At 62.8% G+C, this 26,022-nt stretch carries 25 protein-coding genes and 2 pseudogenes; 14 read left to right on the forward strand and 13 right to left on the reverse strand.

What is annotated here, in order from left to right:
- Positions 1-40 precede the first annotated feature (40 nt).
- From NKI38_RS12730 to hflX, 3 genes are all read left to right on the forward strand, one after another.
- The gene (locus tag NKI38_RS12730) at positions 41-904 is read left to right on the forward strand and encodes a D-amino-acid transaminase (RefSeq protein WP_352657970.1); all 864 of its coding nucleotides are present in this window, start codon (positions 41-43) and stop codon (positions 902-904) included.
- Positions 905-1,049: 145 nt separating this feature from the next.
- A complete protein-coding gene (gene hfq, locus NKI38_RS12735) occupies positions 1,050-1,295 on the forward strand; it encodes an RNA chaperone Hfq (protein WP_006202172.1) in 246 nt (81 codons plus the stop codon).
- Complete coding sequence (gene hflX / locus NKI38_RS12740; protein WP_352657973.1) at positions 1,296-2,687, forward strand: GTPase HflX; 1,392 nt, start codon at positions 1,296-1,298, stop codon at positions 2,685-2,687. It begins immediately after the preceding gene.
- A 6-nt stretch (positions 2,688-2,693) separates the two neighbouring features.
- Here hflX and mazG read toward each other — a convergent pair whose 3' ends face one another.
- Positions 2,694-3,518 (reverse strand): nucleoside triphosphate pyrophosphohydrolase, encoded by an 825-nt coding sequence (gene mazG / locus NKI38_RS12745; protein ID WP_352657977.1) that lies wholly within the window; start codon positions 3,516-3,518, stop codon positions 2,694-2,696.
- Positions 3,519-3,658: 140 nt separating this feature from the next.
- A complete protein-coding gene (locus NKI38_RS12750; RefSeq protein WP_352657980.1) occupies positions 3,659-4,843 on the reverse strand; it encodes an amino acid aminotransferase in 1,185 nt (394 codons plus the stop codon).
- Between the two features lie 193 nt (positions 4,844-5,036).
- Here NKI38_RS12750 and NKI38_RS12755 point away from each other — a divergent pair, with 193 nt between their 5' ends.
- The 9 genes from NKI38_RS12755 (at position 5,037) to NKI38_RS12795 (ending at position 14,001) form a co-directional block, all read left to right on the forward strand.
- The gene (locus tag NKI38_RS12755; RefSeq protein WP_352657983.1) at positions 5,037-5,552 is read left to right on the forward strand and encodes a sigma-70 family RNA polymerase sigma factor; all 516 of its coding nucleotides are present in this window, start codon (positions 5,037-5,039) and stop codon (positions 5,550-5,552) included.
- The gene (locus NKI38_RS12760; RefSeq protein WP_352657986.1) at positions 5,549-6,322 is read left to right on the forward strand and encodes an anti-sigma factor family protein; all 774 of its coding nucleotides are present in this window, start codon (positions 5,549-5,551) and stop codon (positions 6,320-6,322) included. The genes NKI38_RS12755 and NKI38_RS12760 overlap by 4 nt, the downstream gene beginning before the upstream one ends.
- Before the next feature lie 23 nt (positions 6,323-6,345).
- Positions 6,346-7,062 carry a Bax inhibitor-1/YccA family protein gene (locus NKI38_RS12765; protein WP_352657988.1) on the forward strand — a complete coding sequence of 239 codons (717 nt, stop codon included), beginning with the start codon at positions 6,346-6,348 and terminating at the stop codon, positions 7,060-7,062.
- 138 nt (positions 7,063-7,200) lie between these two features.
- Positions 7,201-8,079 carry a helix-turn-helix domain-containing protein gene (locus NKI38_RS12770; protein ID WP_352657990.1) on the forward strand — a complete coding sequence of 293 codons (879 nt, stop codon included), beginning with the start codon at positions 7,201-7,203 and terminating at the stop codon, positions 8,077-8,079.
- 136 nt (positions 8,080-8,215) lie between these two features.
- Positions 8,216-8,875, forward strand: coding sequence for a 2Fe-2S iron-sulfur cluster-binding protein (locus NKI38_RS12775; protein WP_352657992.1), 660 nt, complete (start codon positions 8,216-8,218; stop codon positions 8,873-8,875).
- Between the two features lie 3 nt (positions 8,876-8,878).
- Positions 8,879-9,859, forward strand: coding sequence for an FAD binding domain-containing protein (locus NKI38_RS12780; protein ID WP_352657995.1), 981 nt, complete (start codon positions 8,879-8,881; stop codon positions 9,857-9,859).
- 83 nt (positions 9,860-9,942) lie between these two features.
- The gene (locus NKI38_RS12785; protein ID WP_352658086.1) at positions 9,943-12,204 is read left to right on the forward strand and encodes a xanthine dehydrogenase family protein molybdopterin-binding subunit; all 2,262 of its coding nucleotides are present in this window, start codon (positions 9,943-9,945) and stop codon (positions 12,202-12,204) included.
- Between the two features lie 92 nt (positions 12,205-12,296).
- A complete protein-coding gene (locus NKI38_RS12790; RefSeq protein WP_352657998.1) occupies positions 12,297-13,181 on the forward strand; it encodes an aldose 1-epimerase family protein in 885 nt (294 codons plus the stop codon).
- Positions 13,182-13,221: 40 nt separating this feature from the next.
- Complete coding sequence (locus NKI38_RS12795; RefSeq protein WP_352658001.1) at positions 13,222-14,001, forward strand: pyrroline-5-carboxylate reductase; 780 nt, start codon at positions 13,222-13,224, stop codon at positions 13,999-14,001.
- A gap of 74 nt (positions 14,002-14,075) precedes the next feature.
- Here the strand turns inward: NKI38_RS12795 and NKI38_RS12800 are convergent, their stop codons facing one another.
- From NKI38_RS12800 to NKI38_RS12825, 6 genes and pseudogenes are all read right to left on the reverse strand, one after another.
- Positions 14,076-14,987, reverse strand: coding sequence for an agmatinase (locus NKI38_RS12800; protein WP_352658004.1), 912 nt, complete (start codon positions 14,985-14,987; stop codon positions 14,076-14,078).
- A 135-nt stretch (positions 14,988-15,122) separates the two neighbouring features.
- Positions 15,123-16,025: a carbohydrate ABC transporter permease gene (locus NKI38_RS12805; protein ID WP_352658007.1), complete on the reverse strand. Its 903-nt coding sequence runs from the start codon at positions 16,023-16,025 to the stop codon at positions 15,123-15,125.
- 1 nt (position 16,026) lies between these two features.
- Positions 16,027-16,878: a carbohydrate ABC transporter permease gene (locus NKI38_RS12810; protein WP_502899301.1), complete on the reverse strand. Its 852-nt coding sequence runs from the start codon at positions 16,876-16,878 to the stop codon at positions 16,027-16,029.
- A 191-nt stretch (positions 16,879-17,069) separates the two neighbouring features.
- Positions 17,070-18,395 carry an ABC transporter substrate-binding protein gene (locus tag NKI38_RS12815; RefSeq protein ID WP_352658013.1) on the reverse strand — a complete coding sequence of 442 codons (1,326 nt, stop codon included), beginning with the start codon at positions 18,393-18,395 and terminating at the stop codon, positions 17,070-17,072.
- Positions 18,396-18,434: 39 nt separating this feature from the next.
- Positions 18,435-19,520, reverse strand: coding sequence for an ABC transporter ATP-binding protein (locus NKI38_RS12820; RefSeq protein ID WP_352634538.1), 1,086 nt, complete (start codon positions 19,518-19,520; stop codon positions 18,435-18,437).
- A gap of 221 nt (positions 19,521-19,741) precedes the next feature.
- Positions 19,742-19,836: pseudogene (locus NKI38_RS12825) on the reverse strand (TetR family transcriptional regulator); the annotation flags it as partial.
- A 3-nt stretch (positions 19,837-19,839) separates the two neighbouring features.
- Here NKI38_RS12825 and NKI38_RS12830 point away from each other — a divergent pair.
- Both NKI38_RS12830 and NKI38_RS12835 read left to right on the forward strand, forming a co-directional pair.
- A pseudogene (locus NKI38_RS12830) lies at positions 19,840-20,002 on the forward strand (RidA family protein); the annotation flags it as partial.
- Between the two features lie 194 nt (positions 20,003-20,196).
- Entirely contained in the window at positions 20,197-20,958 is a 762-nt protein-coding gene (locus NKI38_RS12835; RefSeq protein ID WP_352658016.1) for a GNAT family N-acetyltransferase, read from the forward strand.
- Between the two features lie 4 nt (positions 20,959-20,962).
- On the opposite strand, the gene NKI38_RS12840 is transcribed toward NKI38_RS12835, so the two are convergent.
- The 5 genes from NKI38_RS12840 to tmk all read right to left on the reverse strand — a co-directional run bounded on the left by NKI38_RS12840 (position 20,963) and on the right by tmk (position 25,954).
- Positions 20,963-21,790, reverse strand: a complete 828-nt coding sequence (locus tag NKI38_RS12840; RefSeq protein ID WP_352658019.1) for an MBL fold metallo-hydrolase — start codon at positions 21,788-21,790, stop codon at positions 20,963-20,965.
- A 3-nt stretch (positions 21,791-21,793) separates the two neighbouring features.
- A complete protein-coding gene (locus tag NKI38_RS12845; RefSeq protein WP_352658022.1) occupies positions 21,794-22,588 on the reverse strand; it encodes a TatD family hydrolase in 795 nt (264 codons plus the stop codon).
- Positions 22,588-24,138, reverse strand: coding sequence for a methionine--tRNA ligase (gene metG, locus NKI38_RS12850; RefSeq protein ID WP_352658025.1), 1,551 nt, complete (start codon positions 24,136-24,138; stop codon positions 22,588-22,590). The genes NKI38_RS12845 and metG overlap by 1 nt, the downstream gene beginning before the upstream one ends.
- An 89-nt stretch (positions 24,139-24,227) precedes the next feature.
- Positions 24,228-25,283: a DNA polymerase III subunit delta' gene (locus NKI38_RS12855; protein WP_352658028.1), complete on the reverse strand. Its 1,056-nt coding sequence runs from the start codon at positions 25,281-25,283 to the stop codon at positions 24,228-24,230.
- The gene (tmk, locus tag NKI38_RS12860) at positions 25,280-25,954 is read right to left on the reverse strand and encodes a dTMP kinase (RefSeq protein ID WP_352658031.1); all 675 of its coding nucleotides are present in this window, start codon (positions 25,952-25,954) and stop codon (positions 25,280-25,282) included. Before tmk ends, NKI38_RS12855 begins: the two co-directional genes overlap by 4 nt.
- Positions 25,955-26,022: the final 68 nt, after the last annotated feature.

Consider the following 26,022-nt stretch of genomic DNA (forward strand, 5'->3'; position numbering starts at 1 on the left):
AATCGCATAAGAAAGCCCGAGAATTTCTGAGGGGTCGCCAATGCCGCGCATTGCCTATGTCAACGGGCGCTATGTCACGCACGCGGACGCTGCCGTGCATATCGAGGATCGCGGCTATCAGTTCGCCGACGGTGTCTATGAGGTCTGCGAGGTGGCACGTAGCTTCATCGTCGACATGCCGCGCCATCTGGCGCGGTTGAACCGCTCACTGACCGAATTGTCGATCGCATGGCCAGTCACCTCCCACGTGCTGCCGCTGATCCTGCGCGAGGTGGTCAACCGCAATCATGTCGCCAATGGCCTGGTCTATGTCCAGGTGACGCGCGGCGTTGCCAGCCGCGACTTTGTCTTCCCCTCCGCCGACACCAAGCCATCCCTGGTGGTCACCGCCAGGAAGGCCGATCCGGCCGCCGGAACAAAGCGCGCCGAGACCGGCATCGCCGTCATCACCGTGCCCGAGAACCGCTGGGACAGGGTCGACATCAAGACAGTCGGGCTGCTGCCCAATGTATTGGCCAAGCAGAAGGCCAAGGAAGCCGGCGCGCAGGAAGCATGGTTCGTCGACACCGACGGTAACGTCAAGGAAGGCGGGTCGTCCAACGCCTGGATCGTCACCAGGGACGGCGTCCTGGTCACCAGGCCGGCCGAACATGGCATCCTGCGCGGCATTACCCGTACGACCATGTTCGAAGTGGCCGCGAAGCTTGGCCTGAAGATCGAGGAGCGCGGCTTTTCCGTCGCCGAGGCCAAGGCGGCACGCGAGGCGTTCATCAGTTCCGCAACGACAATCGCCATGCCGGTTGTGGCCATCGATGGCGATCCCGTCGCCAATGGGCACCCCGGCTCAATAACACTTTCGTTGCGGCAAGCCTTTTTTGACATTGCGGAAAAAAGTCCAGCCTGATAACCGCACAGGTGGAATGAACATCAATATATCTCGTTCTGCTTGTCGTTACTGACGACAAGACGGTGTTTGCGAGCTTGACATGTGCCCGTTAATTTGGCGCATTGGCTTGCAAACCGAAGGGGATCGGCGAAAGACAAGAACAATGGCGGAACGATCGCAAAACCTTCAGGACCTGTTCCTGAATTCAGTTCGCAAGAGCAAGAACCCGCTCACCATCTTCCTCATCAACGGCGTCAAGCTGACCGGCGTGGTCACTTCGTTCGACAATTTCTGTGTCCTGCTGCGCCGTGACGGTCACTCCCAGCTCGTCTACAAGCACGCCATTTCCACGATCATGCCGAGCCAGCCGGTTCAAATGTTCGATGGCGAGGAAAGCCAGGGCGCCTGATTGGCACGTGAGAAAGACGCGGACGCTACCGTTCGCGGAAAACCAGCGCATCATCCCGGGACGGAAGCCAAGGGCCCGACCCGGGCCGTTGTCATTGTGCCCGTCCTTACCCGCCACCAGCGCAACGACGACGAGACGAACCGTCCACGGCTGATGCGTTCTGCTGATGCGCGTCACGACGAGGCGGTCGGTCTTGCCCGGGCCATCAATCTTGATCTGATCAACACCGCGGTGGTGACCGTCAATGATCCGCGCCCGGCGACGTTGCTCGGCAGCGGCAAGGTCGCCGAATTCGCAGAAATCGTCAAAGAGGGACACGCGGAAGTGGTCGTCGTCGACCATCCGCTGACCCCGGTGCAGCAGCGCAATCTGGAGAAAGAGTTGAACGCCAAGGTGCTGGACCGCACCGGGCTGATCCTTGAGATCTTCGGCGAGCGCGCGCGAACCAAGGAAGGCACGCTGCAGGTCGAGCTCGCCCATCTCAACTACCAGAAGGGCCGCCTCGTGCGCAGCTGGACCCACCTCGAGCGCCAGCGCGGCGGCGCCGGCTTCCTCGGCGGTCCCGGCGAAACGCAGATCGAATCCGACCGGCGGCAGCTGCAGGAAAAAATCATCAAGCTGAAGCAAGAGCTGGAAACGGTGCGCCGCACCCGCGACCTGCACCGCGCCAAGCGCAAGAAGGTGCCGTTTCCGGTGGTGGCGATCGTCGGCTACACCAATGCCGGCAAGTCGACGCTGTTCAACCGGCTGACCGGAGCGGATGTACTGGCGCAGGATATGCTGTTCGCCACCCTTGATCCGACGCTGCGCCGTGTGCGCCTGCCGCATGGCACGCCGATCATCCTTTCGGACACGGTCGGCTTCATTTCGGACCTGCCGACGCATCTGATCGCGGCTTTCCGCGCCACCCTGGAAGAGGTGGTCGAGGCCGATCTCGTCATCCATCTGCGCGACATTTCCGATCCGGACACCGCGGCTCAGGCCGAGGATGTCGAGCGCATCCTCGCTGACCTCGGTGTCGACGCAGGTGACGCCAAGCGGGTCATCGAGGTCTGGAACAAGATCGACCGGCTCGACGAGGGCAACCGGAGCCGGCTGCTTGCCGACAGCGTCGATGCCAGCAAGGCGCCGCCGATTGCGGTATCGGCGGTGACCGGTGAGGGTATCGATGCCCTGAAGGCGATCATCGAAACGCGGATGGCGGGCGAACTCGAAGACCTGACGGTGACGATCGAGCCGGCGCAATTCGGCCTTGTCGACTGGCTCTATCGCAATGGCGATGTCGTTTCGCGAAGCGACAATGATGATGGCAGCGCCACCATCTCGCTCAAGGCCACGCAAAGCGCCCGCGAAGAGATCGAAAGCAGATTGCGTCGGAAAAACAACGGGTAATGTAACTTACTTCGCGGTTTTTGCTTCCTGCCAGAGCGCTTCCATCTCGGCTAGGCCAGCCTTGTCCAGCGTGTTGCCAGATTTTTCCAGGGCTTGCTCCACATAGTGGAAGCGCGACCGGAATTTTTCATTCGTGCCGCTCAGCGCCGCTTCGGAATCGACCTTCAAGTGCCGCCCGAGATTGACGACGGCAAACAGCATGTCGCCGAACTCGTCCTTGATCGAGGCCGTCTCGCCCTTGGCCAGGGCCTCGCGCAATTCGCCGATCTCTTCCTCGATCTTGTCGAGGATGGGTGCTGCCTCGCTCCAGTCGAAGCCGACGCGGGCGGCCTTCTCCTGAAGTTTCAGGGCTCGCGTCAGCGCGGGCAGGGCGACCGGTACGCTGTCCAGAAACCCCTTGCCATTGTCTTCCGGGTCGAGGCCGCGGGCGAGGCGGGCTTGTCGCTTCTCCGCTTTCTCCTCGGCCTTGATCTTTTCCCACATGCCCTTGGCCATGCCGGCGCTGCGGGCCTTTTCGTCGCCGAAGACATGCGGATGGCGGCGGATCATCTTGGTGGTGATCGCTTGGACCACATCGCCGAAGGCGAATTCACCCGCCTCTTCAGCCATTTGCGCGTGGTAGACGACCTGTAGCAGGAGATCGCCGAGCTCATCGCGCAGATCGTCGAGGTCGCCGCGCGCGATGGCGTCCGCCACCTCGTAGGCCTCTTCGATCGTGTAGGGTGCGATGGTCGAGAAATCCTGTTCGATGTCCCAGGGACAGCCGGTCTTCGGCGCCCGCAGCGCCGCCATGATCTCGATCAGGCGCGAAATGTCTTTCGATGGTGTCATCTAGAGCTATTCCAGGAAAAGTGTGAAACGGTTTTCTGTCCGGAATTGCGTCAAAACAGTCTAACGGACGCTATCCCGCCGCCTGTCGCGCGGCCAACACTGTCAGCCGGCGCGGGAGCCTTGTCCACAGATGAGCCGCCTCAGTCGAGTACCGAAACGATCGCCTTGGCGAGTTCTTCCATGCCGTCCTCGGGCAGGCCGGCCACATTGATGCGGCTGTCTCCGACCATGTAGATGCCGTGCTCGGAACGCAGCCGTTCGACCTGCGCTTCCGTGAGGCCAAGGCGGGAGAACATGCCGCGATGGTCGGCGACGAAATCGAAACGGTCGGAATTGGACTGACGCCGCAGCGCTTCGGCGAACTGGACCCGGAGTCTCAGCATGCGCAGGCGCATCTCTTCAAGCTCGGCCTCCCAGTCCGCACGCAAGGCGGCGTCTTCCAGCACGATGCGCACCGCGGCAGCACCGTGGTCCGGCGGCATCGAATACATGGCGCGCGCCGCTGAAAGCATCTGGCTCATCGCCACATCCGCCTGCGCGCCGTCCCTGGCCAGGATCATCGCCGCGCCGACGCGGTCGCGGTAGACGGCGAAATTCTTCGAGCAGCTCGAGGCGACGACCATTTCCGGAACTTTCGCGGCCAGCAGGCGCAAACCGAGGGCGTCGGCCTCAAGGCCATCGCCGAAGCCCTGATAGGCGATGTCGACAAACGGCAGCAGTTCGCGCTCGACGACCAGATCGGCAACGGCTGCCCACTGGGCAGCATCCAGGTTGGCGCCGGTGGGGTTGTGACAGCAGCCGTGCAGCAGCACGACGTCGCCGCTCTTTGCCGTCCGCAACGCCGCCAGCATGTCTTCGAAACGAACGGCGCCCGATGCGGCATCGAAATAGGGGTATTCGCGGATCTGCAGGCCGGCGGCACGCATCACCGGCATGTGGTTCGGCCATGTCGGGTCCGACAGCCAGATGGTCGCGTCCGAGCGTGTCCGCTTGAGCAGTTCCGCCACCAGCCGTAGCGCGCCGGAGCCGCCGGGCGCCTGTGCGGCGCGGATGCGCGTCATGTCGGCGTCCGGACCGAAGGCGAGCTTGGCCATCACCGTGTTGAAGCCGATATCGCCGGCGAGGCCGAGATAGGTCTTGGTGTCCTGGCCCTGCAGCAGGCGCTTTTCGGCCTCGCGCACGGCGCGCATGACCGGCGTCTTACCGTCGCGATCCTTGTAGACGCCGACGCCGAGATCGACTTTGTCGGGCCGCGGGTCGGCGCGATAGAGGCCGATCAGGGCAAGGATCTTGTCGGCGGGGGCGGGCTGCAGGGTTTCAAACATCGAAAGGCTCCAATTGCGGCGGAGTGATACGCAAATCGGTCACTTTTCGCCAGCGCTTTTCCTGTCGTCTCAGTCCGCGCAAAGCTTTCTGGGGCAGCAGCGAACGATATCCTCCAGCGAACCCGGCGAAGAAAATTGGCAAGGCAGGGATTAAAATCCCCACATGCTCCGTAAACAGGACATGAAACCGTCGATGCCTCGCTTTGACATCATAGGACAGCTCGGTTCGCTGCGCCGTTACGCGCGCTCGCTGACGCGCGACAGCACGGAGGCCGAGGATCTCGTGCACGATGCGCTGGTGCGTGCCTATGAGCGGCGCGGCACCTTCCGCTCCGGTGGAAATCTGCGCGCGTGGCTGCTGTCGATCGTCCACAACACCTTCATCGACAAGATGCGGTCCCGCAGGTCCGAAGCGGCACGCCTTGAACAGGCCGGATACCTGGCCGATGGCAGCACGCCGGCGCCGCAGGAACATTCGGTGCGCCTGGCGCAGGTCCGCGAAGCCTTTTTCAGCCTGCCGGAAGAACAGCGTTCAGCGCTGCATCTCGTCGCCATCGAAGGCCTGTCCTACCAGCAGGCCGCCGATGCCAGCGGTGTGCCCTTGGGAACGCTGATGTCGCGCATCGGCCGGGCGCGTGCCGCACTGCGCGAGATAGAGGAGCCCGCGAAGGCGAAAAACCACCTCAGGATCGTTGGAGGCCCATCATGACAGCAACTGTCGATCCCGTGACCGATATCGATCTCGACGCCTATGTCGACGACCAGATCGATGTCACTCGCCGCATCGAGGTCGAGGCGTTTCTGTCCGCGAGGCCGGAGGCCGCGGCGCGCGTGATGTCGGATCTTCGAACCCGCGATGAACTGCGCGTGGCGCTTGCAGGCTCCACCGGCATGGCGCGGCCGGCGACCTCCGATGCCGCGCGGCGGCTGGAGAGGGGGCTTGCCCGCGGCCGTATCTTCGGCGTGTTGCAGCGCGCAGCGGCGGTCGCCGCCTTCGTTGCCGCCGGCTGGCTGGCGAACGGCATCGTCGGACCGATGTCGGTGACCAAGGTCGTCGCCTCGCCGCAGCCGCCCGCCTATGTCGACGAGGCCGTGCGGGCCCACAGAACGACGCTGGTGCGCGAGAGCATGCCGTCGCAGCAGGAAGCGCCCAATTACAACGCCGGCGAGATCCGCGCCGCGACCGCCATCGTCATGCCGTCGCTACCTGAGGACTGGAAGGTCCGTGACGTACAGATCTATCCGTCGCGCTTTGGGCCGAGCGTCGAGATGGCGGTCGAGACCAAAGACATGGGGCTGGTATCGCTGTTTGCGATCCGACCGGGAACCTTCGACGTCGTCAAGCCGACCGTCGCACCCTCGGGCGACATCTCATCGGCCTATTTCCAGATCGGCGAGGTTGCCTATGCGGTGGTCGGACGAAGCGAAATCCACGACCTCGACCGCGCAGCCGAGACGCTCGCCAAGACGCTTTATTGATCGATCCACAAAGGAGAATGCAAATGAACACGCCCAATCTGGGATACCGCACCGGCGCCGCCGCCCAAACCGGCGCCATCTTCGACGAGGGCCTGCGCCAGCACATGCTGCGCGTCTACAATTACATGGGCGTTGGCCTGGTGGTCACCGGCCTGGTCGCCTTCATGATCTCGTCGACGCCGGCGCTCTACGTGCCGATCTTCTCCAGCCCGCTGAAATGGGTCGTGATGCTGGCGCCGCTCGCCTTCGTCCTGCTGTTCTCGTTCAAGATGCAGACCATGTCGGCGGCCAGCGCCCAGGCGATGTTCTGGGCGTTCTGCGCGGTCATGGGCCTGTCGCTCGCTTCCGTGTTCCTGGTCTTCACCGGAACCAGCATCGCGCGCACCTTTTTCATCGCCGCCACCATGTTCGGCGCCACCAGCCTCTACGGCTACACGACCAGGCGCGACCTGACCCAGTTCTCGTCGTTCCTGATCATGGGCCTGATCGGCGTGGTGATCGCCAGCATCGTCAACATCTTCCTCGGCTCGACCGCCCTGCAGTTCGCCATCTCGGTGATCGGCATCGCCGTGTTCATCGGCCTGACCGCCTGGGACACGCAGACCATCAAGGAACAGTATGCGGAGAACTTCGACGGCGAATCGCGCCAGAAGCTCGCCGTCTTCGGCGCCTTCTCGCTCTATCTGAACTTCATCAACATCTTCCAGCTGTTGCTGAATTTCACCGGCGAGCGCGAGTAGCGCCTTCCTGCCAGCCTGCCCAATCAACCAGATCGGGCAGGCCCCGGCTCCCGTGCTGATCATCTTGCCATCGGAGGCCGGCGAATAATTCCAACCCGAGCGTTCTGTTGCTCAAAAGTGGATCACTAAAATATCGCGATGTCATTCAGACCCTTGCTTGGTCACGGACGGATTCGGAGCCGGGAGGAGAAGTCGGAAACCCTGCAAACGGCAGCCTGGGTCGACTCTTCGGTCGTTTTCGACAATCGGCGCTGGGTGTGCCGGGACGCTGAACTCCGCTGGACGGCTCCCCACCATCTGGTCGTACTGACTGAAGAAGGCGGGACGTCGCATACATCGATCCGCTCCGGGGAAAAGTCCGTCTACGACGGGATGGATCGTCCGGGAGACCTCACCTTCGTACCCGCCGGTGCGGAGCGGCTCGGGACCTACCGGGACGTCAATCTTTCCTATTCGGCCCTGTGGATCGATCCCGAATTTCCAGGAAGCGAAAGCCTGGCGGATACGCCGATCCTGGTGAACAGGAGCGACAACGTCATCGCAACGCTTTTGAGTTCGCTCCGGGTCGAGATGGCGCTCGGCCACAAGCCGGACACTGGCTATGTCGAGCATCTGGCTGCGCTCGTCAGCTTGCGCGTGGCGATGCTGGCCGGCAAGCAACTCCCAGCCCCGCGTTACGGCCGTCTCAGCCGCCGCACGTTTGCCCGCATCCGGGAATACATCGAGGCACGCATCAACTCCGATATTTCGCTGCGCGAGCTGGCGGCCGTCGCAGAGATGGGAGTCGACACGTTTGCGCGCCGCTTCAAGGCGACGACCGGTCTCGCACCCTACGCTTATGTGATCGAGGAACGGGTCCGGCGGGCGGAACTCGTGCTGCGTGAAACCGGGGTGTCCATCGGCACCATTGCCTTTCGCTTCGGCTTCTCGAGCCAGAGCCACTTCACCGCGACGTTCCGGCGCCTCAGAGGCATGACTCCTCGGGCCTACCGGGTGCAGTTTTCTCCGGAATCCTGATAGTGCCGCCGATTTCCTGAAAGAAATGCCGAGCCTGCCGGACCACGTCCATAAGCGTCAATGAGCGCACCCGACGCGCCCGCTGTCGGGCCGGGGTCGCTGTCGAGCCCTTACCACTGCGCCCGGGAGATCACGCATGGCTGAGACGGACAACAGGAACGGACCGACGCGTCGAGCGGTGCTGGAGGGAGGGGCCGCGACCGGTCTGCTGCTGGCAACCGGGCTACCGGTTGAAGCCCAGCAAATGGAGCCCGCCGTCGCAGCCGCATCCACCACGCCGGGACCAACGATGCCGGTGTCGCTGCGCATCAATGCCAGGGACTTTGCCGTCGAGCTCGATCCGCGGACAACGCTGCTCGACACGTTCCGCAATCATCTCGGCCTTACCGGTTCGAAGAAAGGCTGTGATCACGGCCAGTGCGGCGCCTGCACCGTCCTCGTCAACGGGCGTCGGATCAATTCTTGCCTGACGCTCGCTGTCATGCATGAGGGCGACGAGATCACCACTGTCGAAGGGCTCGCCGACGGCGACCGGCTTCATCCCGTTCAGGCCGCTTTCATCGCACGCGACGGCTTTCAGTGCGGATATTGCACGCCCGGCCAGATCTGCTCCGCGGTTGGCATGCTGGGCGAGGCCAGGGAGGGTTGGCCGAGCCATGCCAGCGACGAAGTGGCGGCAGCCTCGGTCGCGCTCAACGATGCCGAGATCCGCGAACGAATGAGCGGCAATATCTGCCGTTGTGCTGCCTATCCGAACATCGTCGCCGCCATCCGCGACGCGGCAGGGGAGGCGTGAGCGATGCGGGCTTTCACTTATGAGCGCGCCGGGAGGGCGGAAGAGGCAGCCGCCGCGGTTGCCAATCGGCCAGACGCCAAATTCATCAGCGGCGGCACCAATCTCCTCGACCTGATGAAGCTCGATGTCGAGCGGCCGGCGCATCTCGTCGACATCAGCCGCCTGCCGCTCGGCCGGATCGAGGAGACGGAGGAGGGCGGCCTGCGCATCGGCGCGCAGGTCCGCAACAGTGATCTTGCCGCCGAGCCGCGGGTGAGGTCGCAATACCCGATGCTCTCGCAAGCGCTGCTGGCGGGAGCTTCCGGCCAGATCCGCAACAAGGCCTCGACCGCCGGTAATCTCCTGCAGCGCACGCGCTGCTTCTATTTCTACGATCGTAACATGCCGTGCAACAAACGCGAGCCGGGTTCCGGTTGTGCCGCACTGCAAGGTTTCAACCGGGTGCATGCGGTCCTCGGCGCAAGCGACGCCTGCATTGCTGTTCATCCCTCCGACATGGCGGTTGCCATGGTCGGGCTCGACGCCAGGATCGAGACCTTGTCGCCCGGCGGCGAAACCCGAACCATTCCGATCGGCGACCTCCATCGTCTGCCCGGGGCAACGCCCGACGTGGAGACCGCGCTCGGCCATGGTGAGATGATCACCGCGGTCACCTTGCCGGCTCCTCCGCCCGGTCGGCAGCTCTACCGCAAGGTGCGCGACCGCGCCTCCTATGCCTTCGCACTGGTGTCGGTGGCGGCGATCGTCGAGAAAAGCGGCGACCGCATACGCAGCGCCCGCATCGCCATGGGCGGCGTCGCGGCCAAGCCCTGGCGCGCGACCGCGGCTGAGCAAACGCTCGCCGGCTCGGTGGCGTCCGACGGCGCTTTTACCGAAGCCGCCGAAGCCGCGCTGGCCGAGGCGGTCGGGCATGGCGACAATGATTTCAAGATCCCGCTGGCGAAACGGACGGTGCGGCACACGCTTGCGGCAGCCGCGAACTGAACATTCCAGGTGAGCCCATGCACAAGAACACGACGCTTCGCGGACAGTCTGCCGATTCGACCGGCTTTGCCTCCCGTTCAGGGATGAAATCTTCCCCACATGTTGAATTCATCGGTCGTCCGGTTGACCGCATCGACGGGCCGCTCAAGGTGACGGGCCGCGCGACTTACGCCTATGAGCATGCAATCGACGACGTAGCGTATGGATATATTCTCGGCGCCGCCATCGCCAAGGGCCGCATCGCAGAGATCGATATCTCGGACGCTGAAAAGTCACCGGGCGTAGTCGGCGTCATGACGCACCGGAATGCTCCGCCACAGCCGGATTTTGGCCCAGCCGTGACACCGACCGTGCCGGAGGTTTTCACCCGCGCCCGACCGGCGCTCAACAGTGACCGCGTGCGTTACTATGACGAGCCGGTGGCGCTGGTCGTCGCGGAGACGTTCGAAGCGGCGCGTGCCGCTGCGGGGCTCATCAGGGTGCGCTACGAAGAGGAGACGGGTACCTACGATCTCCAAGCGCATCTCAGCGATGCCTATGCACCCAGGCGGACAAATGCCGGCCTGGCGACGGACAGCGTACTCGGCGACTTCGAGAGTGCCTTCGCGCAAGCTCCGGTCAAGATCGACGCCACTTATCGGACGCCCTTCGAGCACCACAACCCTATGGAACCGCATGCGACGATCGCCGTGTGGTCAGGCGACGATTTGACGATCCATACATCGGCGCAAACGCTTGCGAATTATCGGGCAGGCGTTGCCAGCACGCTCGGTATGCCGCCGGAGCGCGTGCGCATCGTCAGCCCCTTCGTCGGCGGAGGCTTCGGCTCCAAGTTGATTATCCATGCCGACACGGTGCTGGCAGCGCTTGCGGCGCGGGTCTTGCAGCGCCCGGTAAAGATCGCGCTTACGCGCCAGCAGATGTTCGCCAACACCGGTCATCGCGCCGAGATGATCCATCAGCTGCGTTTCGGAGCGGATAGCGACGGACGGCTCACCGGGATCTCGCATGACGTCTGGTCGGCGACGTCGAGCTTCGAGGAGTATTGCGAGCAGACGGCCGCCTTTGCCCGCTCGCTCTATGCGGCGCCGAACCGCGTCACCCGCCATCGCTTGGTTCGACTCGACATCAACCGCGGCGAATGGATGCGCTCGCCCGGAGAAGCGCCGGGCATGCTGGCCTTCGAATGCGCCATGGACGAACTTGCCGAGCGTCTTGGGCTGGATCCGATCGAACTCAGGATCCGCAACGAGCCGACACAGGATCCGGAGCGCGGTGTGCCGTTTTCGACCCGCAACCTCGTGGCCTGCATGGAGGAGGGTGCGCGTCGTTTCGGCTGGCAGGGTCGGAATCCGGTGCCCGGCCGTACCCGGGAGGGCCGCAAGCTCATTGGCTACGGCATGGCGGCGGCGATCCGTCCGAACTATATCGGCGCGACGACGGCGCGGGTCTCGATTGACCGGGACGGCCAGGTAACGGCACGGCTCGACATGACCGATATCGGCACCGGCACCTATACGATCTTGACCCAGATCGCCGCGCAAAGCCTTGGCCTGCCGCTCTCATCTGTCAAGGTGGAGCTCGGCGACAGCCTTTTCCCGCGCACTGCCGGCTCCGGCGGCTCCTGGGGCGCGACGAGTTCGGGTTCCGCGCTGCATCAGGCGTGCAGCATCCTCAAGCAGCGGATCCTGGAAGTGGCACGGTCGAGCGAAGCTTCGCCGTTCCGTGGCGTCAATGTCAGCGAGGCGAACTTCTCCCACGGCGAAGTCAGGGTTGGCGAGCGTTCGGCAAGGCTGAGCGATCTCATTCGCGATATTGCCCCGGACGGGTTCGAGGCCGAAGGCTCAGTTGCCGCCGCCAATGCCACCGAAACCTACAAGGCCTATTCCCAGCACTCACACGGCGCGCATTTCGCCGAGGTCGCGGTCGATTGCGATACCGGCGAGATCCGGATGCGTCGCTTTCTGTCAGTGATTGGTGCCGGCCGCATCCTCAATCCGAAGACCGCGCGCTCGCAAATCATCGGCGGCATGAGCTGGGGCATCGGCGCGGCGCTGATGGAGGAGACGGTGCTCGATCAGCGCTACGGCCACTTCGTCAACCACGACCTTGCCGAGTATCACGTCCCGGTCAATGCCGACATCGCCGGGATGGAGGTCGTCTTCCTCGAGGAACACGATGACAAGGCCAATCCACTCGGCGCCAAGGGGTTAGGCGAACTTGGCGTCTGCGGGGCGGGGGCTGCTGTCGCCAACGCCGTCTACAACGCCACTGGCGTGAGGGTGCGCGAATTTCCGATCACCCTTGACAAGGTCTTGCCTGGCTTGCCCTTGACCGCCATCTGATCCGGCAAGCACCAGGACGAAGGCGCGCTCACCCTTGAGTCCGCGAAGGCTTTTGCTAACCTGGCTGTCCCGCCAGCAAACCGCGAGGACATATGGAACAAGACAGCCAGACGCTTCACTGCGACGGCATCTCGGCGACCGTCGTCGGGCAGGGCGCCGAACTGGTCTCCCTGCGCGATGCCGACGGCACGGAGTTTCTATGGCAGGCCGGCCCGGAATGGCGGCGTCACTCGCCGGTGCTATTCCCGATCGTCGGGCGGCTCAAGGGCGACCAGTTGCGCCATCGCGGCCGAACCTATCCGATGACGCAGCATGGGTTCGCGCGCGACAAGCGGTTTGCCTGGGTGCAGAGAGGGCCAGGATCCTGCACGCTGGTTCTCACCGACGACGCGGATACCCGTGCGCACTACCCCTTCGCCTTTCGTCTCGCGGTGACCTACACGCTGGAGCGCCGGCAGCTCGGCGTGATCTTCGACATCACCAACACCGGCGAGGAGCTATTGCCGGCTTCGATCGGTGCACATCCGGCATTCAACTGGCCATTGCTGCCGGAATTGGCCAAGGAGGCCTACCGGCTGACCTTTGCCAGCGATGAGCCCGCACCGGTTCGCCGGCTCAGGGAGGGCCTTCTGCTCCAGGCGCCACAGCCGACGCCCATCGAAGGCAGAACGCTTGCGCTGTCTGAGCGGCTGTTCGATGACGACGCCGTGATCCTGGATCGGCTCGCCAGCACCAGCGTGCGTTATGCGGCCGAGCGCGGTCCGGCGATAGAAATGTCATGGCAGGGAGCGGAGGAGATCGGCATCTGGTCAAAGCCCGGCGGCGCGCCCTTCCTGTGCCTCGAACCTTGGCATGGTATGGCAAGCCCGGTCGATTTCGATGGCGAATTCTCTGACAAACCTGGGGTGATGCTGATCCCACAGGGGGAGAAGCGTTCGCTGAGCTACCAGATTGGCCTGGAGCAGGGGCGGCGATGATCGGCGGATGGTCAGCCGAAGAACCGACTTGGAGCATCAAATGAAACTCGGCTTCATCGGCTCCGGGGCGCTGACTTCAGCCATCGTCACTGGGCTCAATTCCCGCGAGGGCGATCCGGTACCGGTGCTCCTGTCGCCGCGCAACGAAGAGATCGCCGCCAACCTTGCCTCCCGCTTTCCGAATGTGGATGTCGCCGCCGACAATCAGGCGGTGCTCGATGCATGCGACACCGTTATGCTGGCGGTGCGGCCGCAAATTGCACACCAGGTACTGCCCGAATTGCGATTTCGGCGCGACCATCACCTCATCAGCCTGATCGCCACGCTGTCGCGCGAGGAAATAATCAGCCTGACCGCACCCGCGAGCCGCGTGACGAAAGCCCTGCCCATGCCGATGATCGCCCAACGGCTGGGGGCGACGATCATTTATCCGCCCGATCCGGACGTGACCGCGCTGTTCGGCGGATTGGCGAAGGTGATCGAGGTCGGGAGTTCGAGCGAGTTCGATGCATTGAGCGTCGTGACCGCGGCCTATGCCGCCTACTTCAAATATCTCGATACGATCCATCGCTGGCTGAAAGCCCATGATGTGCCGGACAGCAAGGGGCGCGACTATATCGCTGCGCTTTTCATGGCGCTCGGACACGCTCCGGAGACGGCGCCTGATGAGGACTTCACGCATCTGGCCCAGGATTATGCGACCCGCGGCGGCATCAACGAGCAGGTCCTGAGCGAACTCACGGCCCGCGGCGTCTTCGATGCACTGGCGGAAAGCCTGGACGGCGTGCATCGGCGCATTTCAGCTGCGGGCGCCACATAGCAGTCATGCCTTGCGCTGGCCGTGGGCTTGACGCCACTCGGAGAGCTGTCTGGTTGAAGAGAGAAGGCTGTTTTTCAAACCTGTCGGACGATGGTGCCGATCACATTGACCAGAAGGCGAGCGGCGGTCAGGGCCGAGAGGCCGTCGATGTCGGCGGGAGGATAGAACTCGACAAGGTCGAATCCTGCGATCCTGGCCCACTTGCCTAAGCCGGCGATCAGGTCGATCACCTGCGTGTAGGTGAGGCCGCCGGGCGTACGCGCCGCCACGCCCGGCATGATGCCGGGATCGATGCTGTCGCAATCCAGGGTGACGACGACACGCGCGCCTTCCGGAATATGTCGGAGTGCGGCTTCGACACCCTGGGCGTGGATCTCGCGGGCGGTCACAAAGCGGCTGCCATAGCGCCGTGCCGCTTCGATCTCGTTGATGCCTGCGCTGCCGACGCTACGCAGGCCGACCTGCACCATGCCGGCGACATGCGGCATCTCGCTCGCCCGGCGCATCGGGCTCGAATAGCCGTAGCGCTCGCCATGCACCTCGTCGCGCCAGTCGATATGGGCGTCGATCTGCAGGACCCAGACCGGCTCGTGATCCGCAAAGCCTGCCAGGAAGGGAATGGTCACGGAACAGTCGCCGCCGAGCAGGATCGGCACCGCCGGCAATGCCAGGATTTCGCGCGTTTTCGCCTCGATACGGGCTCGGTTGCCGGCATTGTCATGCATGGTGGTCAAGATATCGCCGGCGTCGATGCAGCACACTGGCTTGTCATCGAACAGCGGGCCGCCGAGATCGAAATCCCAATGCTCGACGAGCGCGGCATCGTCCTGGCTCGCAGCGCGAATAGCGTCGGCGGCCAAGGCATGGCCGCTGCTGTCCTTGCCGGGATAGGTGCTGCCGTGGCCGGCTGCGAACATCACCGCACGGGGCACCAGGCCATCGGCGAGGCGATCGGGAAAGCCTAGAAAGGGAGGGGAGGCGGTCATTCCTTGATGGTCCTGACGATGGATTAGCTGAATTTCGGTGTTACCGGCAACTATCGACCGGCCGCCTGGTGCCCTCCATCGGGGCATTCCAGGCCGCCGGGAAAATATCTCATGATTGCGCAGACGTAAGGGTGCTTATTCTTTCACCGCGCCGGTCATCGAGGAAACGTAGTGCTCGACAAAGAACGAATAGAGCACAACGACCGGCAAGGAGCCGATCAGCGCTCCCGCCATCAGCGCCCCCCATTCGTAGACGTCGGAGCGCACAAGCTCCGTCAGCACGCCCACCGGTACGGTCTTGTTTTCGGACGACTGGATGAACGTCAAGGCATAGATGAACTCATTCCATGACAGGGTGAATGCGAATATGCCGGCAGAAATCAGGCCGGGCACCGACAGCGGCAGCACGATCTTGGTGAGGATCTGCCACCGGCTCGCGCCGTCTATCAGTGCGCATTCTTCCAGTTCGAACGGAATGGAGCGGAAGTAGCCCATCAAAAGCCACGTGCAGAACGGGACCAGGAAGGTCGGGTAGGTAAGGATGAGCGCGAAGGGCGTGTCGTAGAGCCCAAGGTTGAACACCATCACCGACAGCGGGATGAACAGGATCGAGGGCGGCACAAGGTAGGCAAGGAAGACTGCGAGGCCGACTTGACGTGCGCCGGAAAACCGCAGCCGTTCGATCGCATAGGCCGCGAACACCGCAGCCAGCAGCGACAGGAATGTGGCAGCGGTCGAGATGATGATCGTGTTGAGCAGCCAGCCCGGATAAGACGTTTCGAAGAGGAGATAGCGGATGTGCTCCAGGGTCGGATGCACGACCCAGAACGGATTGAAATTTGCATAGTCGGTCATTTCGAGATTGGGCTTAACAGCCGTGATTGTCATCCAGTAAAACGGGAACAGCAGCACGATGACGAACACCAGCAGCGGCAGATAGACCGTCACCACGCGACGCGGCACGCTCTGCAGGTAGCCCATGCCACCTTCGTCGATGTCCGAGCGTTTCGCCTTCTTGATCGCCGCCGTCTTGACCATGTCAATCTCTTCCACCTTGTTGCCATTTGCGGCGTTGCAGGCCGAAATAGCTGAACAGGATCGCTGCAAGCAGAAATGGGATCATGGCGACCGCGATGGCCGCGCCCTCTCCAAGCTGGCCGCCGGAAATGCCGCGCTGAAACGACAATGTCGCCATCAGATGGGTAGCATTCACCGGTCCGCCACGGGTCAGCACATAGATCAGCTGGAAATCGGTGAAGGTGAACAGCACTGAGAATGTCATGGTGATGGCAATGATCGGCGTCAGCAGCGGCAGCGTCACGTAGCGAAACAATTGCCAGCGAGTGGCGCCGTCGAGGGTGGCGGCCTCGTAGAGTGACTGTGGAATCGTCTGTAGGCCGGCAAGCAGTGTGATGGCCACGAAAGGAATGCCGCGCCAGACATTGGCCGCGATAACCGAAGCGCGCGCATTCTCCGGATCGCCGAGGAAATTGATGCGGTGGTCGATCAGGCCCATTTGCTGAAGCGCCCAGGACAAGATCGAGAACTGCGAATCGTAGATCCACCAGAACGCGATGGCCGACAGCACGGTCGGCACCACCCAAGGCAACAGGACGATCGCCCGGAAGAACGATTTGAACGGAAGGTTCTGATTGAGGATGAGCGCCAGCCAGAGACCGAGGACGAACTTCAGGATCGAGGCGCTGACCGTGTAGAGCAAGGTGTTGAAGACGGAGAGCCAGAAGACGCCGTCACTCCACAGATATTGATAGTTCTCCGTGCCGATGAAGATACCGGGGCGGCCGATGCGGGCATCGGTGAAGCCGAGCCAGACGCCGAGCCCGAGCGGGTAGGTCAGAAAAACCAAGAGAAGCGCTGCCGCCGGTAGCATGAAGCCGAAGCCAAGGGCGTTGCGGCTTTCAAACAGGCGCGAAAGGATCGACGGACGCGGCTGGGCGGCAACGGACGGCACGGCCATGAACAGCTCCTCAGGAGGTCTCCTTGGTCGGCTCAGGCGGCCGCCAAGCGATTTCAGGAACGGACCGGGCAGCATGATGGCTGCTGCCCGGCTCAGCTGTGCTCTTAGACGCGATAGTACCGGTTTGCGCGCTTCTCCGCCTCTTCCATCGCCTCCTGCGGCGTGGCCTGGCCTGTCACGGCCTTGGCGAACATGTCGACCAGGACATAGTCGGCCATCGTCGCCGCCGAAGCGTAGCCGAGCGGCCCGGCATAGCCGTTGGGACGCAGCGTCGCCGAGGCTTTCGCGTAAGCGGCATTGTTCGGGTCGGCAGTCCACACGGGATTGTTGTCGAAGGCCTTGAGTGTCTGGCAGCAATAGCCCGCCGAGGAGGTGATCCAGTCCGACATTTGCGGATCCTCGAACATGAACTGTAGGTAGGCCTTGGCCGCGTTGGGGTAGGGCGTGTAGTCGAAAATGACGGCCGTGGTCACCTGGAACAGTTCGACGGATTTGCCGACAGGACCGATCGGCAGGTTGGTGGTGCGGATATCCTTGGCGATTTCAGTCAGCTTCGGATCTTTGTCCTTGTTGATCTTGGCCGTGTTGTAGGCGGAGATGCCGTTGGCGATGACACCCAGCTCGCCGGCCAGGAAAGCGCGGTTGTTGTTGACGTCGAGCCAGCTTTCGGTCCCGGGAATGAACGTCTTGTAGAGTTCCTGCGCGTAGGCGATCGCCTTGAGGGTCTCGGGGCTGTTGATCGCCACCTTGCCGCTCTCGTCGACCATCTTGCCGCCATGGCTCCAGAGGAGCCAGTGAGCGTAGTTGTTGCCGTCGCCGACGCCGTGGCCGTGCGTGAAGCCGGCCGGATGTCCTTTTGCCTGCAATGCCTTGCACAGTTCAAGGAAGCCTGCCGTGTCCTTCGGAAACTCCGAGAAGCCAGCCTCCTTCACCCAGCTTTCCCGATAGACGATGGCATTGCCGATCGTGGCCAGGGGCAGGCCGATGAATTTGCCGTCCCGTGTCGCATATTGCTTTGGTCCGTCGTGCCAGCCGCCGTATTTGGCGCCCAGATACTCGCCCAGTTCCGTCACGTCGTGCAGCTTGTCGGGATACTGATGCGGGTCGTCGAACCAGACGAACATGAGGTCCGGGCCGGAGCCGACATTGGCGGCAACCGCCGCCTTGGGGCGAATGTCCTCCCAGCTTTCCTTGTCGACGCGAACCCCCACTCCTGTCGCCTCGGTGAAGCGCTTGGTGTTGGCCAGCCATTGGTCCTCATCGCCTTGCACGAAGGGAGACCAACGCAGCAGCCGCAGCTTTGCACCGTCCTCGGGCTTGTATTTCAATCCCTCCTGGGCAAATGCCGGCGAGCCGACAAACCGGCTTCCCAAGGCTCCGGCCGCAACACCTGCGGTCGTGCGGATTACATCGCGTCTCGTGAATTTCATGGTCGTCTCCTCCGGTTTATCTTCCTTGCAGTGCGGTCCCTACCATCCAGTGCCTGTTTCAAAACGTGTTCCGGTCTTGCCGTCGAAGAGATGAATCAAACCCGGCGCGGCGGAGAGCCGTATGATCTCGCCCGGCGTGAAAACATGGCGCTCCCGGAAATTGGCGACGATCTCGTCACCGCCGGCGGTGCGGCCGATGAGCTGCACCTCCGACCCGGTCGGCTCGACCACCACGACGGTGACCGGAATGCCATCGTCGGACGACAAGCGCAGATGCTCGGGCCGTATTCCCAGTACCACCGGATCGCCACTGGCGACGGCCGGCGCGGCGGTCAACGGGAGGGAAATTCCTCCGGCGCCCCGAAAGGACGGGGATCCTTCCGTTGCGATTTCACCCCTGATCAGGTTCATAGCTGGCGAGCCGATGAAGCTGGCGACGAAGAGATTCCTGGGCCTGTCGTAGAGCTCCAGCGGTGGCCCGATCTGCTCGACGATGCCGTCATGCATGACCACGATCTTGTCGGCCATGGTCATGGCCTCGATCTGGTCGTGGGTGACATAGACCGTCGTGGTCTTGAGACGCTGGTGCAGCTCCTTGATCTCGGCGCGCATCTGCACCCGGAGCTTGGCGTCGAGATTGGACAGCGGTTCGTCGAACAGGAAAACCTGCGGATCGCGCACGATCGCGCGCCCCATGGCGACGCGCTGGCGCTGGCCGCCGGAAAGCTGCCGCGGATAGCGCGTCAGCAATGGCAGAAGCCCCAGAATTTCGGCCGCGCGCTGGACGCCGGCATCGCTTTCCGCTTTCGAAACACCCTTGAGCATCAGTGAGAACGCCATGTTCTCGGCGACGGTCATGTGCGGGTAGAGCGCGTAGTTCTGGAACACCATGGCGACGTCGCGCTCTTTTGGCGCAACGTTGTTGACCACACGCTCGCCGATCGCGATCTGGCCGCGCGAAATCTTTTCCAGGCCGGCGATCATCCTGAGAAGGGTCGATTTTCCGCAGCCCGACGGCCCGACCAGCGTGACGAACTCGCCGTCTTCTATATCCACGCTGACGCCGTGGAGAATCTCGACAGTTCCGAATGATTTGTAGACATCGCCAATCGCGACTGACGCCATCGATTTCCTCCCGACAGACTCCTGCGACGTCGTCGAAGGAAACCGCTTTCTATCTGGCCGCGACAGCTCCCAAGCTCCTCCCTGGTCACGCGCGATGATGAAACGGTAGCGCTACCAGACCTGCCTGTAAAGGCAAACGCCTGCCGAAAGTAGCATCAAGAATCCGGCAGATGAACCAGAGTGGCGATGCGCTGACGGCACCGATGGCAAGCAAGGATTCATTATCTGGGAGAGAGGCCATCGAGCAGGAAGTCGAGGCCTTTCGGAAGGCGCCATCCCAATCGTTGTCCAACAGCAGACGAGAGCGTTCGATACTGCGATGACGGCGAAGAAGAATGATCTCAAGCTGACCGTGGTCAATCCACAGACCCTCGACGCCGAATGGCTACAGCACGGCCGCGATCACACGCGCGGAGCTCGGATGGCCTACAATATCCGGGCAGGGCGGCCAAGACAGCATGGGAGGCCTGTCGCCAGCCTTCCTTTCCAGCTTCACGTTGGCCGGCCTTTCTAACTGGGAGCAACTGTCGCGCTAGCTGCTACATCAGAAAGTCGCATAAGATAGATTATGGAACTGGCGCTTCAGCCGAGAACCGAAAATTACCGCTGATTTTCATAAGCTTGAGCCAAGTGTGTCGTATTGCCTTGAGCGGATAGCCAACGCTAGGCTGTAGAAATGCAGAAGGCAAACAGTGAGATCGAAGCGGCCGTCGACGTGTTCGTGCATGGACACAGCGCCGACAGAAGCCGCACCTTTCCTTATGAGGCCAGCCGCGTCGGACCGTTGTGGCTGATGCGCGACGCCGAGCGTAAGAATCCTCGCGACTACCGCGGCGAGGAATGGGTCGTCCATGACGTCGCCGCTCAAGAGGCCGATGCCATCGTGCGGCAGCATGCACGGCCGGGGTTTGCCATTTCCGTCGTGATCGCGAACGAGTATCCGGACGGGCCGACACGAGCCGCCTACAAAGCTCTCGGCTACCGGCTGCTTCGGACCGAAGGCTTTTTCGTCCACCGATTGCGCCAGATTCCGAGCCCGCCAGCGGTTGCTTCGGTCGAACGCGTGCGGACAGCCGAACGGGCGGCGCAGTTGGGAAGGATCATCCGCAGGCAGCCGATCGCGGACGATTTACTCGGCGACAGCGCGCCGTTCCGCCAGTATGTAGCGGTCGATGGTGCCGATATCGTTGGTCGCGTGCGCAGCTTGGATGCCGTGGGAGCCACGTGGTGTTCGAGCATGTATGTCGAGCCTTCGCACCGGCGCCGCGGCATTGGCCAGGCTTTGATGTCGAAAATGTTGCACGACGATCGGGTGCGTGGGTCGAGGTACTCGGTGCTGGCTGCAACTCACGCCGGGGCGCTGCTTTATCCCCGGATGGGCTACGAGCGGATCGGAACGCTGCTGATATTTGCGCCGAGGAGCCGAAAGCCCTCATGAAGGCCTATTCGCATCGCACTGATTCGTAAGGGATTTCGATTATCATTCCATCATAGGCCGGCTCGACGTTGGCTGGGGTCTCAGCCATCACTGCGGCGTAGTCGAGCGGTACATGCATATGCGTCAGCACGGCGTGTCTTGGCGCCAATCGCCCGATCCATTCAAGCGCCTCGCCAAGTGACAGGTGACTTGGGTGCGTCCTGTATTGCAGCGCGTCGATGATCAGCACGTCGAGGTCGCGCAGCCGTTCGGCGGTGGCCACCGGAAAGCCGCTGATATCAGGGCAATAAGCGAGCGCGCCGATGCGGAAGCCGAGCGATATGATGTCGCCATGGATCTGCGGCAGCGGCTCGAGGGTGAGGGTACCCCCCTCTCCTTCGATGACCACCGGCCTGGCATGGTCGATGAGATGCGGCCTGACGATCGGCGGATAGGAACTGCCTTGCGGCGTCTCGAAACAGTATCCGAATGCTTCCCGCAGCCGAAGCATTGTTATGCTGTCGGCATGGATATCGATCAGCTGGCGCTGATCGAGGACGAAACCACGCAGATCGTCGATGCCGTGGATATGGTCGGCATGCGGGTGCGTATAGACGACCGCATCGATGCGTTTGACGCGGGCCAGCAGCATCTGCTCGCGGAAATCGGGCCCGGTGTCGATGACGACGGTCGTGCGGCTGCCGTTGGCCGCGATCCGCTCGACCAGTGCAGCAGTGCGCATGCGCCGGTTCTTCGGATTGTCCGGATCGCATTTGCCCCAGTCGCCGGTGATGCGCGGCGTGCCTGGCGACGAGCCGCAGCCGAGAATGGTAAGGCGCAGCCGGTCAGTCATCGTTCACGCACTTTGCTCCGGAGGTCGCGGCATCTTGCTGAACAGGCGGAAGAAATTGTTGGTTGTCAGATCAGCGATTTCAGCCTCGCTGACGCCGATTGTTTCGGCCAGTACCTTGGCTGTGTGCGCGACATAGGCCGGCTCGTTGCGCTTGCCGCGAAACGGGATGGGCGCCAGATAGGGTGCGTCGGTTTCGACCAGCAGGCGGTCATGCGGCACATCGGCGGCAATGGCGCGCAACTCAGCCGAATTCTTGAAAGTCAGGATGCCCGAAAAGGACACGTAGCCGCCGAGAGCGACGCCCACCTCGGCAAGTCGGCGTCCGGAGGAAAAGCAATGCAGGATGAAGGGGAAGGCGCCCTTCCCTGTTTCGTCTTCGAGGATGGCTGCCATGTCGTCGTCGGCATCGCGCGAATGGATGACCAGCGGCAGCCCCGTTTCGCGCGCCGCGGCGATGTGATTGCGAAAGCCTTGCGCCTGCGCATCGCGCGGCGCCTTGTCGTAGAAATAGTCGAGACCGGCCTCGCCGATCGCCACCACCTTCGGGTGGGCAGCCAAACGAACAAGCTCTTCGGTGGTGACGTCCAGCTCTTCCGCGGCATTGTGCGGATGGGTGCCGACCGAACAGTAGACTTCATCGAAAGTTTCGGCGATTTCAATGATTTGCTGAAACCGCTTCACGCGCGTTGAGATCGTCACCATGCGGCCGATTCCGGCCGCCTTGGCGCGGGCGACAATGGCCGCCCGCTCCTCGGCAAAATCTGGGAAATCCAGATGGCAATGACTGTCGACAAGCATCAGATTTTCGCGTCCGGCTGTTCGACATAACGCGGAAACACGCCTTCCGGCACGGGCAACGCAGTGCCAGGCACCAGCGCATGGTCCGCGTGGACATGCACGAAATCGCGGCTCTCCGCCGGCGCCGCCAGCAGGTCGAGCAGTTTCGTGGCCGATCCCGGAACAAAGGGTTGGCACAAGATCGCCACGCGCCGGACGACTTCCGCGGTGGTCCACAGTACGGTTTCCATGCGCGCCGGGTTGGTCTTCTTCAGCGCCCATGGTGCCTCGCCGGCAAAGTACCGGTCGGCTTCCGCCACCACGTCGAAGATCGCCGCCAGTGCCAGATGAATGCCTTGCCCAGCCATCGCCTTGCGCGCCGTGGCAAGAGCCGCCGCTGCCTGATCGAGGATCGCCTTGTCGGCTTCCGTCAGGTCGCCGCGCCCCGACACCACGCCGCCGCAGTTCTTGGCGATCATCGACAGCGAGCGCTGCGCCAGATTGCCGAGACCATTGGCAAGGTCGGCATTGGTGCGGTTGACGATCGCGTCATGGCTGTAGCTGCCGTCCTGGCCGAACGGCACCTCGCGCAGGAAGAAATAGCGCACCTGGTCGAGACCGTAGTGCTCGACCATCGCGAATGGATCGACGACGTTGCCAACCGATTTCGACATTTTCTCGCCGCGGTTGAACAGGAAGCCATGCGCGAAAACGCGCTTTGGCAACTCGATGCCGGCCGACATCAGAAAGGCCGGCCAGTAGACCGCATGGAAGCGGACAATGTCCTTGCCGATGATATGCGTGGCCGGCCAATACTGCCATTTCTCGGCCTTCGTGTCGGGATAGCCGGCGGCGGTGATGTAGTTGGTCAAGGCGTCGACCCAGACATACATCACATGCTTGTCGTCGCCCGGCACCGGCACGCCCCATTTGAAGGTGGTGCGCGAGACCGACAGATCCTTCAGCCCGGACTTGACGAAGCTCTGCACCTCGTTGCGGCGCTCAGTCGGGCCGACGAAGTCAGGCCGGCTGTCATAAAGGGCCAGCAATTTGTCCTGATAGGCAGAAAGCCGGAAGAAATAACTTTCCTCTTCGTTCCATTCGACGGGCGAGCCAAGCGGTTCGCGGCGCACGCCATCCTCGCCGAGCGTCGTCTCACCTTCATCGAAATAGGCTTCCTGGCGGACCGAGTACCAGCCGCTGTAGCGGTCGAGATAGATGTCGCCGTTGGCGGCCATCGCTTTCCAGATTGCCTGGCAGGATTCGTAGTGGCGCGGTTCCGTCGTGCGAATGTACTCGTCATTCGAGCCACCCATAGCCTCGGTCATCGCGCGGAAAATCGCCGAATTGCGGTCGGCCAGCGCCAGAGGCGCGATGCCTTCCTTCTCGGCCGTCTGCTGCATTTTGAGGCCGTGTTCGTCGGTACCGGTCAGGAAGAAGACGTCCTTGCCGTCCAGGCGCTGGAAGCGAGCCAGCGCGTCGGTTGCAATGACCGTATAGGCGTGGCCGATATGCGGCTTGCCGTTCGGATAAAAGATCGGGGTGGTGATGTAGAATTTGTCGCGTGACATGAATGAACCGTCATGAATGTCTGAATGAAAGGCGTGGCGGTGGATATCGTATCGGGGCAGCATTTGCCATCCCGATCCCGGAAACCCAGTCACATTCGCATTGCAGAATTCAGGCGGTCGATCATGGTCAAGGCGTGCTGCTTCTTGTCGAGATTGTAGGTGTCGGTCTCAGATATAGCGTCCAGCGCCTCGTGCCAAGTGTCCGACAGCGTTTTGGCCCGTGCGAGATCGCCCGCCAACGCCGCCTGGCTTGCCGCATCCGATAACAGATCCAGTGCCCGGCGGTTGAAGATATCGAACTGGATCGCCTGGTCGCGGCCGGCCACGGCCTCGGCAAGGCGGAACGCGCCGCCGACATCGCTCTTTCTTCCCGTGACCAGGGCGTCGAGCGTGGAGGCGATCTCCAACCCGCCATACTGCGTCAACAGGATGGCGTTGCGGGCGCTGCCCCCTGCCCGCTCGACCAGCGCCGCGCGTGCCACCGGATCGCCAGGCGGCGGCGGCTCCGCCGTTTCCAGCACTGCCATCAGTTCGTCGGCGTCGAGTGGCGTCAATCGCACCACCTGACAGCGCGACCGGATTGTCGGCAGCAGGCTGCCCGGCGCGTGGACGATCAGGATGAACAAGGTTCGTGCCGGCGGCTCTTCAAGATTCTTCAGCAAGGCGTTGGCGGCATTGGTGTTCATGTCATCGGCCGGGTCGACGATGACGACCCGGTAGCTGCCGTCATGCGAGGTCAGCGACAGGAAGCGGTTGACCTTGCGGATTTCATCGACGGTGACGACGGTCTTGAAGCTCTTGGTTTTGTCGTTCAGCGGCCGGGTCAGATGCAGCACGCCAGGATGCGCCCCGGTGGCGATCTGGCGAAACAGCGACGAGGCCGGATCGGGAGTGGCAAGGTTTTGCGGCGCCTGCGCGAAATCCGGGTGCTTCAGTAGATGATGCGCAAGATGGAAGGCAAGCGTCGCTTTGCCGATGCCGACCGGCCCGGAGAAGATCAGCGCATGCGGCAGCTTTCCCGCACGGTAGGCGGCGGTGAGCATGCCGGCGGCTTGGCTGTGTCCGACCAGAAATGGCGTTTCGGATGGCTCGGGCACGCCGTCCAGCGTGTCGTGCTGCTCCGGGGCGATGCGTTCGAAGATCATGCCGGCGTCGCCTGCCTGTTGCGCGACGGCGTTCTTGCCTCCAGCGCCACGAACACGGTGGCGGTGACGACATTCTCGACCGCATCCGGATCGGCGGCCGCGTCGATGACGATACAGCGTTCCGGCTCGGCCGCGGCGATCGCCAGGAACGCCTCGCGGCGCGCCTGATGGATCGCCAGCGTCTCTTTTTCGAAGCGGTCGGCGTCTGCGTCGGCACCGCGCCGCAGCGTTGCGCGCCTCAGGCCTTCGGCCGGATCGATGTCGAAGATCAGCGTCATGTCCGGCATCATGCCGTTGATGGCGACCTGCTCCAGCGCATCCATGAACGCCGGATCGATGCCACCGGTGACACCCTGGTAGACGCGTGAGGAATCCAGGAAGCGGTCGCAAAGCACTATGGAGCCACGTTCGACCGCTGGCCGGATGACCTGCTCGACATGGTCGGAACGCGCGGCGGCGAAAAGCAGCGCCTCCATCTTCGGCCCGAACGGTTCGGCGGCGCCCGAAAGCAGCACATGCCTGACCGCTTCGGCGCCCGGCGAGCCGCCCGGTTCACGGGTAAGGAGGACATCGTATTTCTTGGCGCGCATCTTCCTGGCCAGCCGCTCGATCTGCGTCGACTTGCCTGCTCCTTCGCCGCCTTCGAAGGTGATGAAAAATCCGCGTGCCAACCGAGAGGCCTTCTTGTCCATGTATGAATGGGATTGTAGCGCTCTAGATAGTCCGCGTTCGACGAAAC

This window comes from Mesorhizobium sp. M0621, from assembly GCF_040320745.1.
Classification (GTDB): domain Bacteria; phylum Pseudomonadota; class Alphaproteobacteria; order Rhizobiales; family Rhizobiaceae; genus Mesorhizobium.

Excerpts from the sequence above, each read along its gene's own strand:
- NKI38_RS12795 (WP_352658001.1), top strand. The coding sequence starts at position 13,222 with ATGAAACTCGGCTTCATCGGCTCCGGGGCGCTGACTTCAGCCATCGTC.
- NKI38_RS12800 (WP_352658004.1), bottom strand. The coding sequence starts at position 14,987 with ATGACCGCCTCCCCTCCCTTTCTAGGCTTTCCCGATCGCCTCGCCGAT.
- hfq (WP_006202172.1), top strand. The coding sequence starts at position 1,050 with ATGGCGGAACGATCGCAAAACCTTCAGGACCTGTTCCTGAATTCAGTT.
- NKI38_RS12855 (WP_352658028.1), bottom strand. The coding sequence starts at position 25,283 with ATGATCTTCGAACGCATCGCCCCGGAGCAGCACGACACGCTGGACGGC.
- NKI38_RS12840 (WP_352658019.1), bottom strand. The coding sequence starts at position 21,790 with ATGACTGACCGGCTGCGCCTTACCATTCTCGGCTGCGGCTCGTCGCCA.
- NKI38_RS12775 (WP_352657992.1), top strand. The coding sequence starts at position 8,216 with ATGGCTGAGACGGACAACAGGAACGGACCGACGCGTCGAGCGGTGCTG.
- NKI38_RS12805 (WP_352658007.1), bottom strand. The coding sequence starts at position 16,025 with ATGGTCAAGACGGCGGCGATCAAGAAGGCGAAACGCTCGGACATCGAC.
- NKI38_RS12765 (WP_352657988.1), top strand. The coding sequence starts at position 6,346 with ATGAACACGCCCAATCTGGGATACCGCACCGGCGCCGCCGCCCAAACC.
- metG (WP_352658025.1), bottom strand. The coding sequence starts at position 24,138 with ATGTCACGCGACAAATTCTACATCACCACCCCGATCTTTTATCCGAAC.
- NKI38_RS12810 (WP_502899301.1), bottom strand. The coding sequence starts at position 16,878 with ATGCTACCGGCGGCAGCGCTTCTCTTGGTTTTTCTGACCTACCCGCTC.
- NKI38_RS12780 (WP_352657995.1), top strand. The coding sequence starts at position 8,879 with ATGCGGGCTTTCACTTATGAGCGCGCCGGGAGGGCGGAAGAGGCAGCC.
- NKI38_RS12790 (WP_352657998.1), top strand. The coding sequence starts at position 12,297 with ATGGAACAAGACAGCCAGACGCTTCACTGCGACGGCATCTCGGCGACC.
- NKI38_RS12815 (WP_352658013.1), bottom strand. The coding sequence starts at position 18,395 with ATGAAATTCACGAGACGCGATGTAATCCGCACGACCGCAGGTGTTGCG.
- mazG (WP_352657977.1), bottom strand. The coding sequence starts at position 3,518 with ATGACACCATCGAAAGACATTTCGCGCCTGATCGAGATCATGGCGGCG.
- NKI38_RS12820 (WP_352634538.1), bottom strand. The coding sequence starts at position 19,520 with ATGGCGTCAGTCGCGATTGGCGATGTCTACAAATCATTCGGAACTGTC.
- NKI38_RS12845 (WP_352658022.1), bottom strand. The coding sequence starts at position 22,588 with ATGCTTGTCGACAGTCATTGCCATCTGGATTTCCCAGATTTTGCCGAG.
- NKI38_RS12750 (WP_352657980.1), bottom strand. The coding sequence starts at position 4,843 with ATGTTTGAAACCCTGCAGCCCGCCCCCGCCGACAAGATCCTTGCCCTG.
- NKI38_RS12760 (WP_352657986.1), top strand. The coding sequence starts at position 5,549 with ATGACAGCAACTGTCGATCCCGTGACCGATATCGATCTCGACGCCTAT.
- NKI38_RS12785 (WP_352658086.1), top strand. The coding sequence starts at position 9,943 with ATGAAATCTTCCCCACATGTTGAATTCATCGGTCGTCCGGTTGACCGC.
- NKI38_RS12755 (WP_352657983.1), top strand. The coding sequence starts at position 5,037 with ATGCCTCGCTTTGACATCATAGGACAGCTCGGTTCGCTGCGCCGTTAC.
- NKI38_RS12770 (WP_352657990.1), top strand. The coding sequence starts at position 7,201 with ATGTCATTCAGACCCTTGCTTGGTCACGGACGGATTCGGAGCCGGGAG.
- NKI38_RS12730 (WP_352657970.1), top strand. The coding sequence starts at position 41 with ATGCCGCGCATTGCCTATGTCAACGGGCGCTATGTCACGCACGCGGAC.
- NKI38_RS12835 (WP_352658016.1), top strand. The coding sequence starts at position 20,197 with ATGCAGAAGGCAAACAGTGAGATCGAAGCGGCCGTCGACGTGTTCGTG.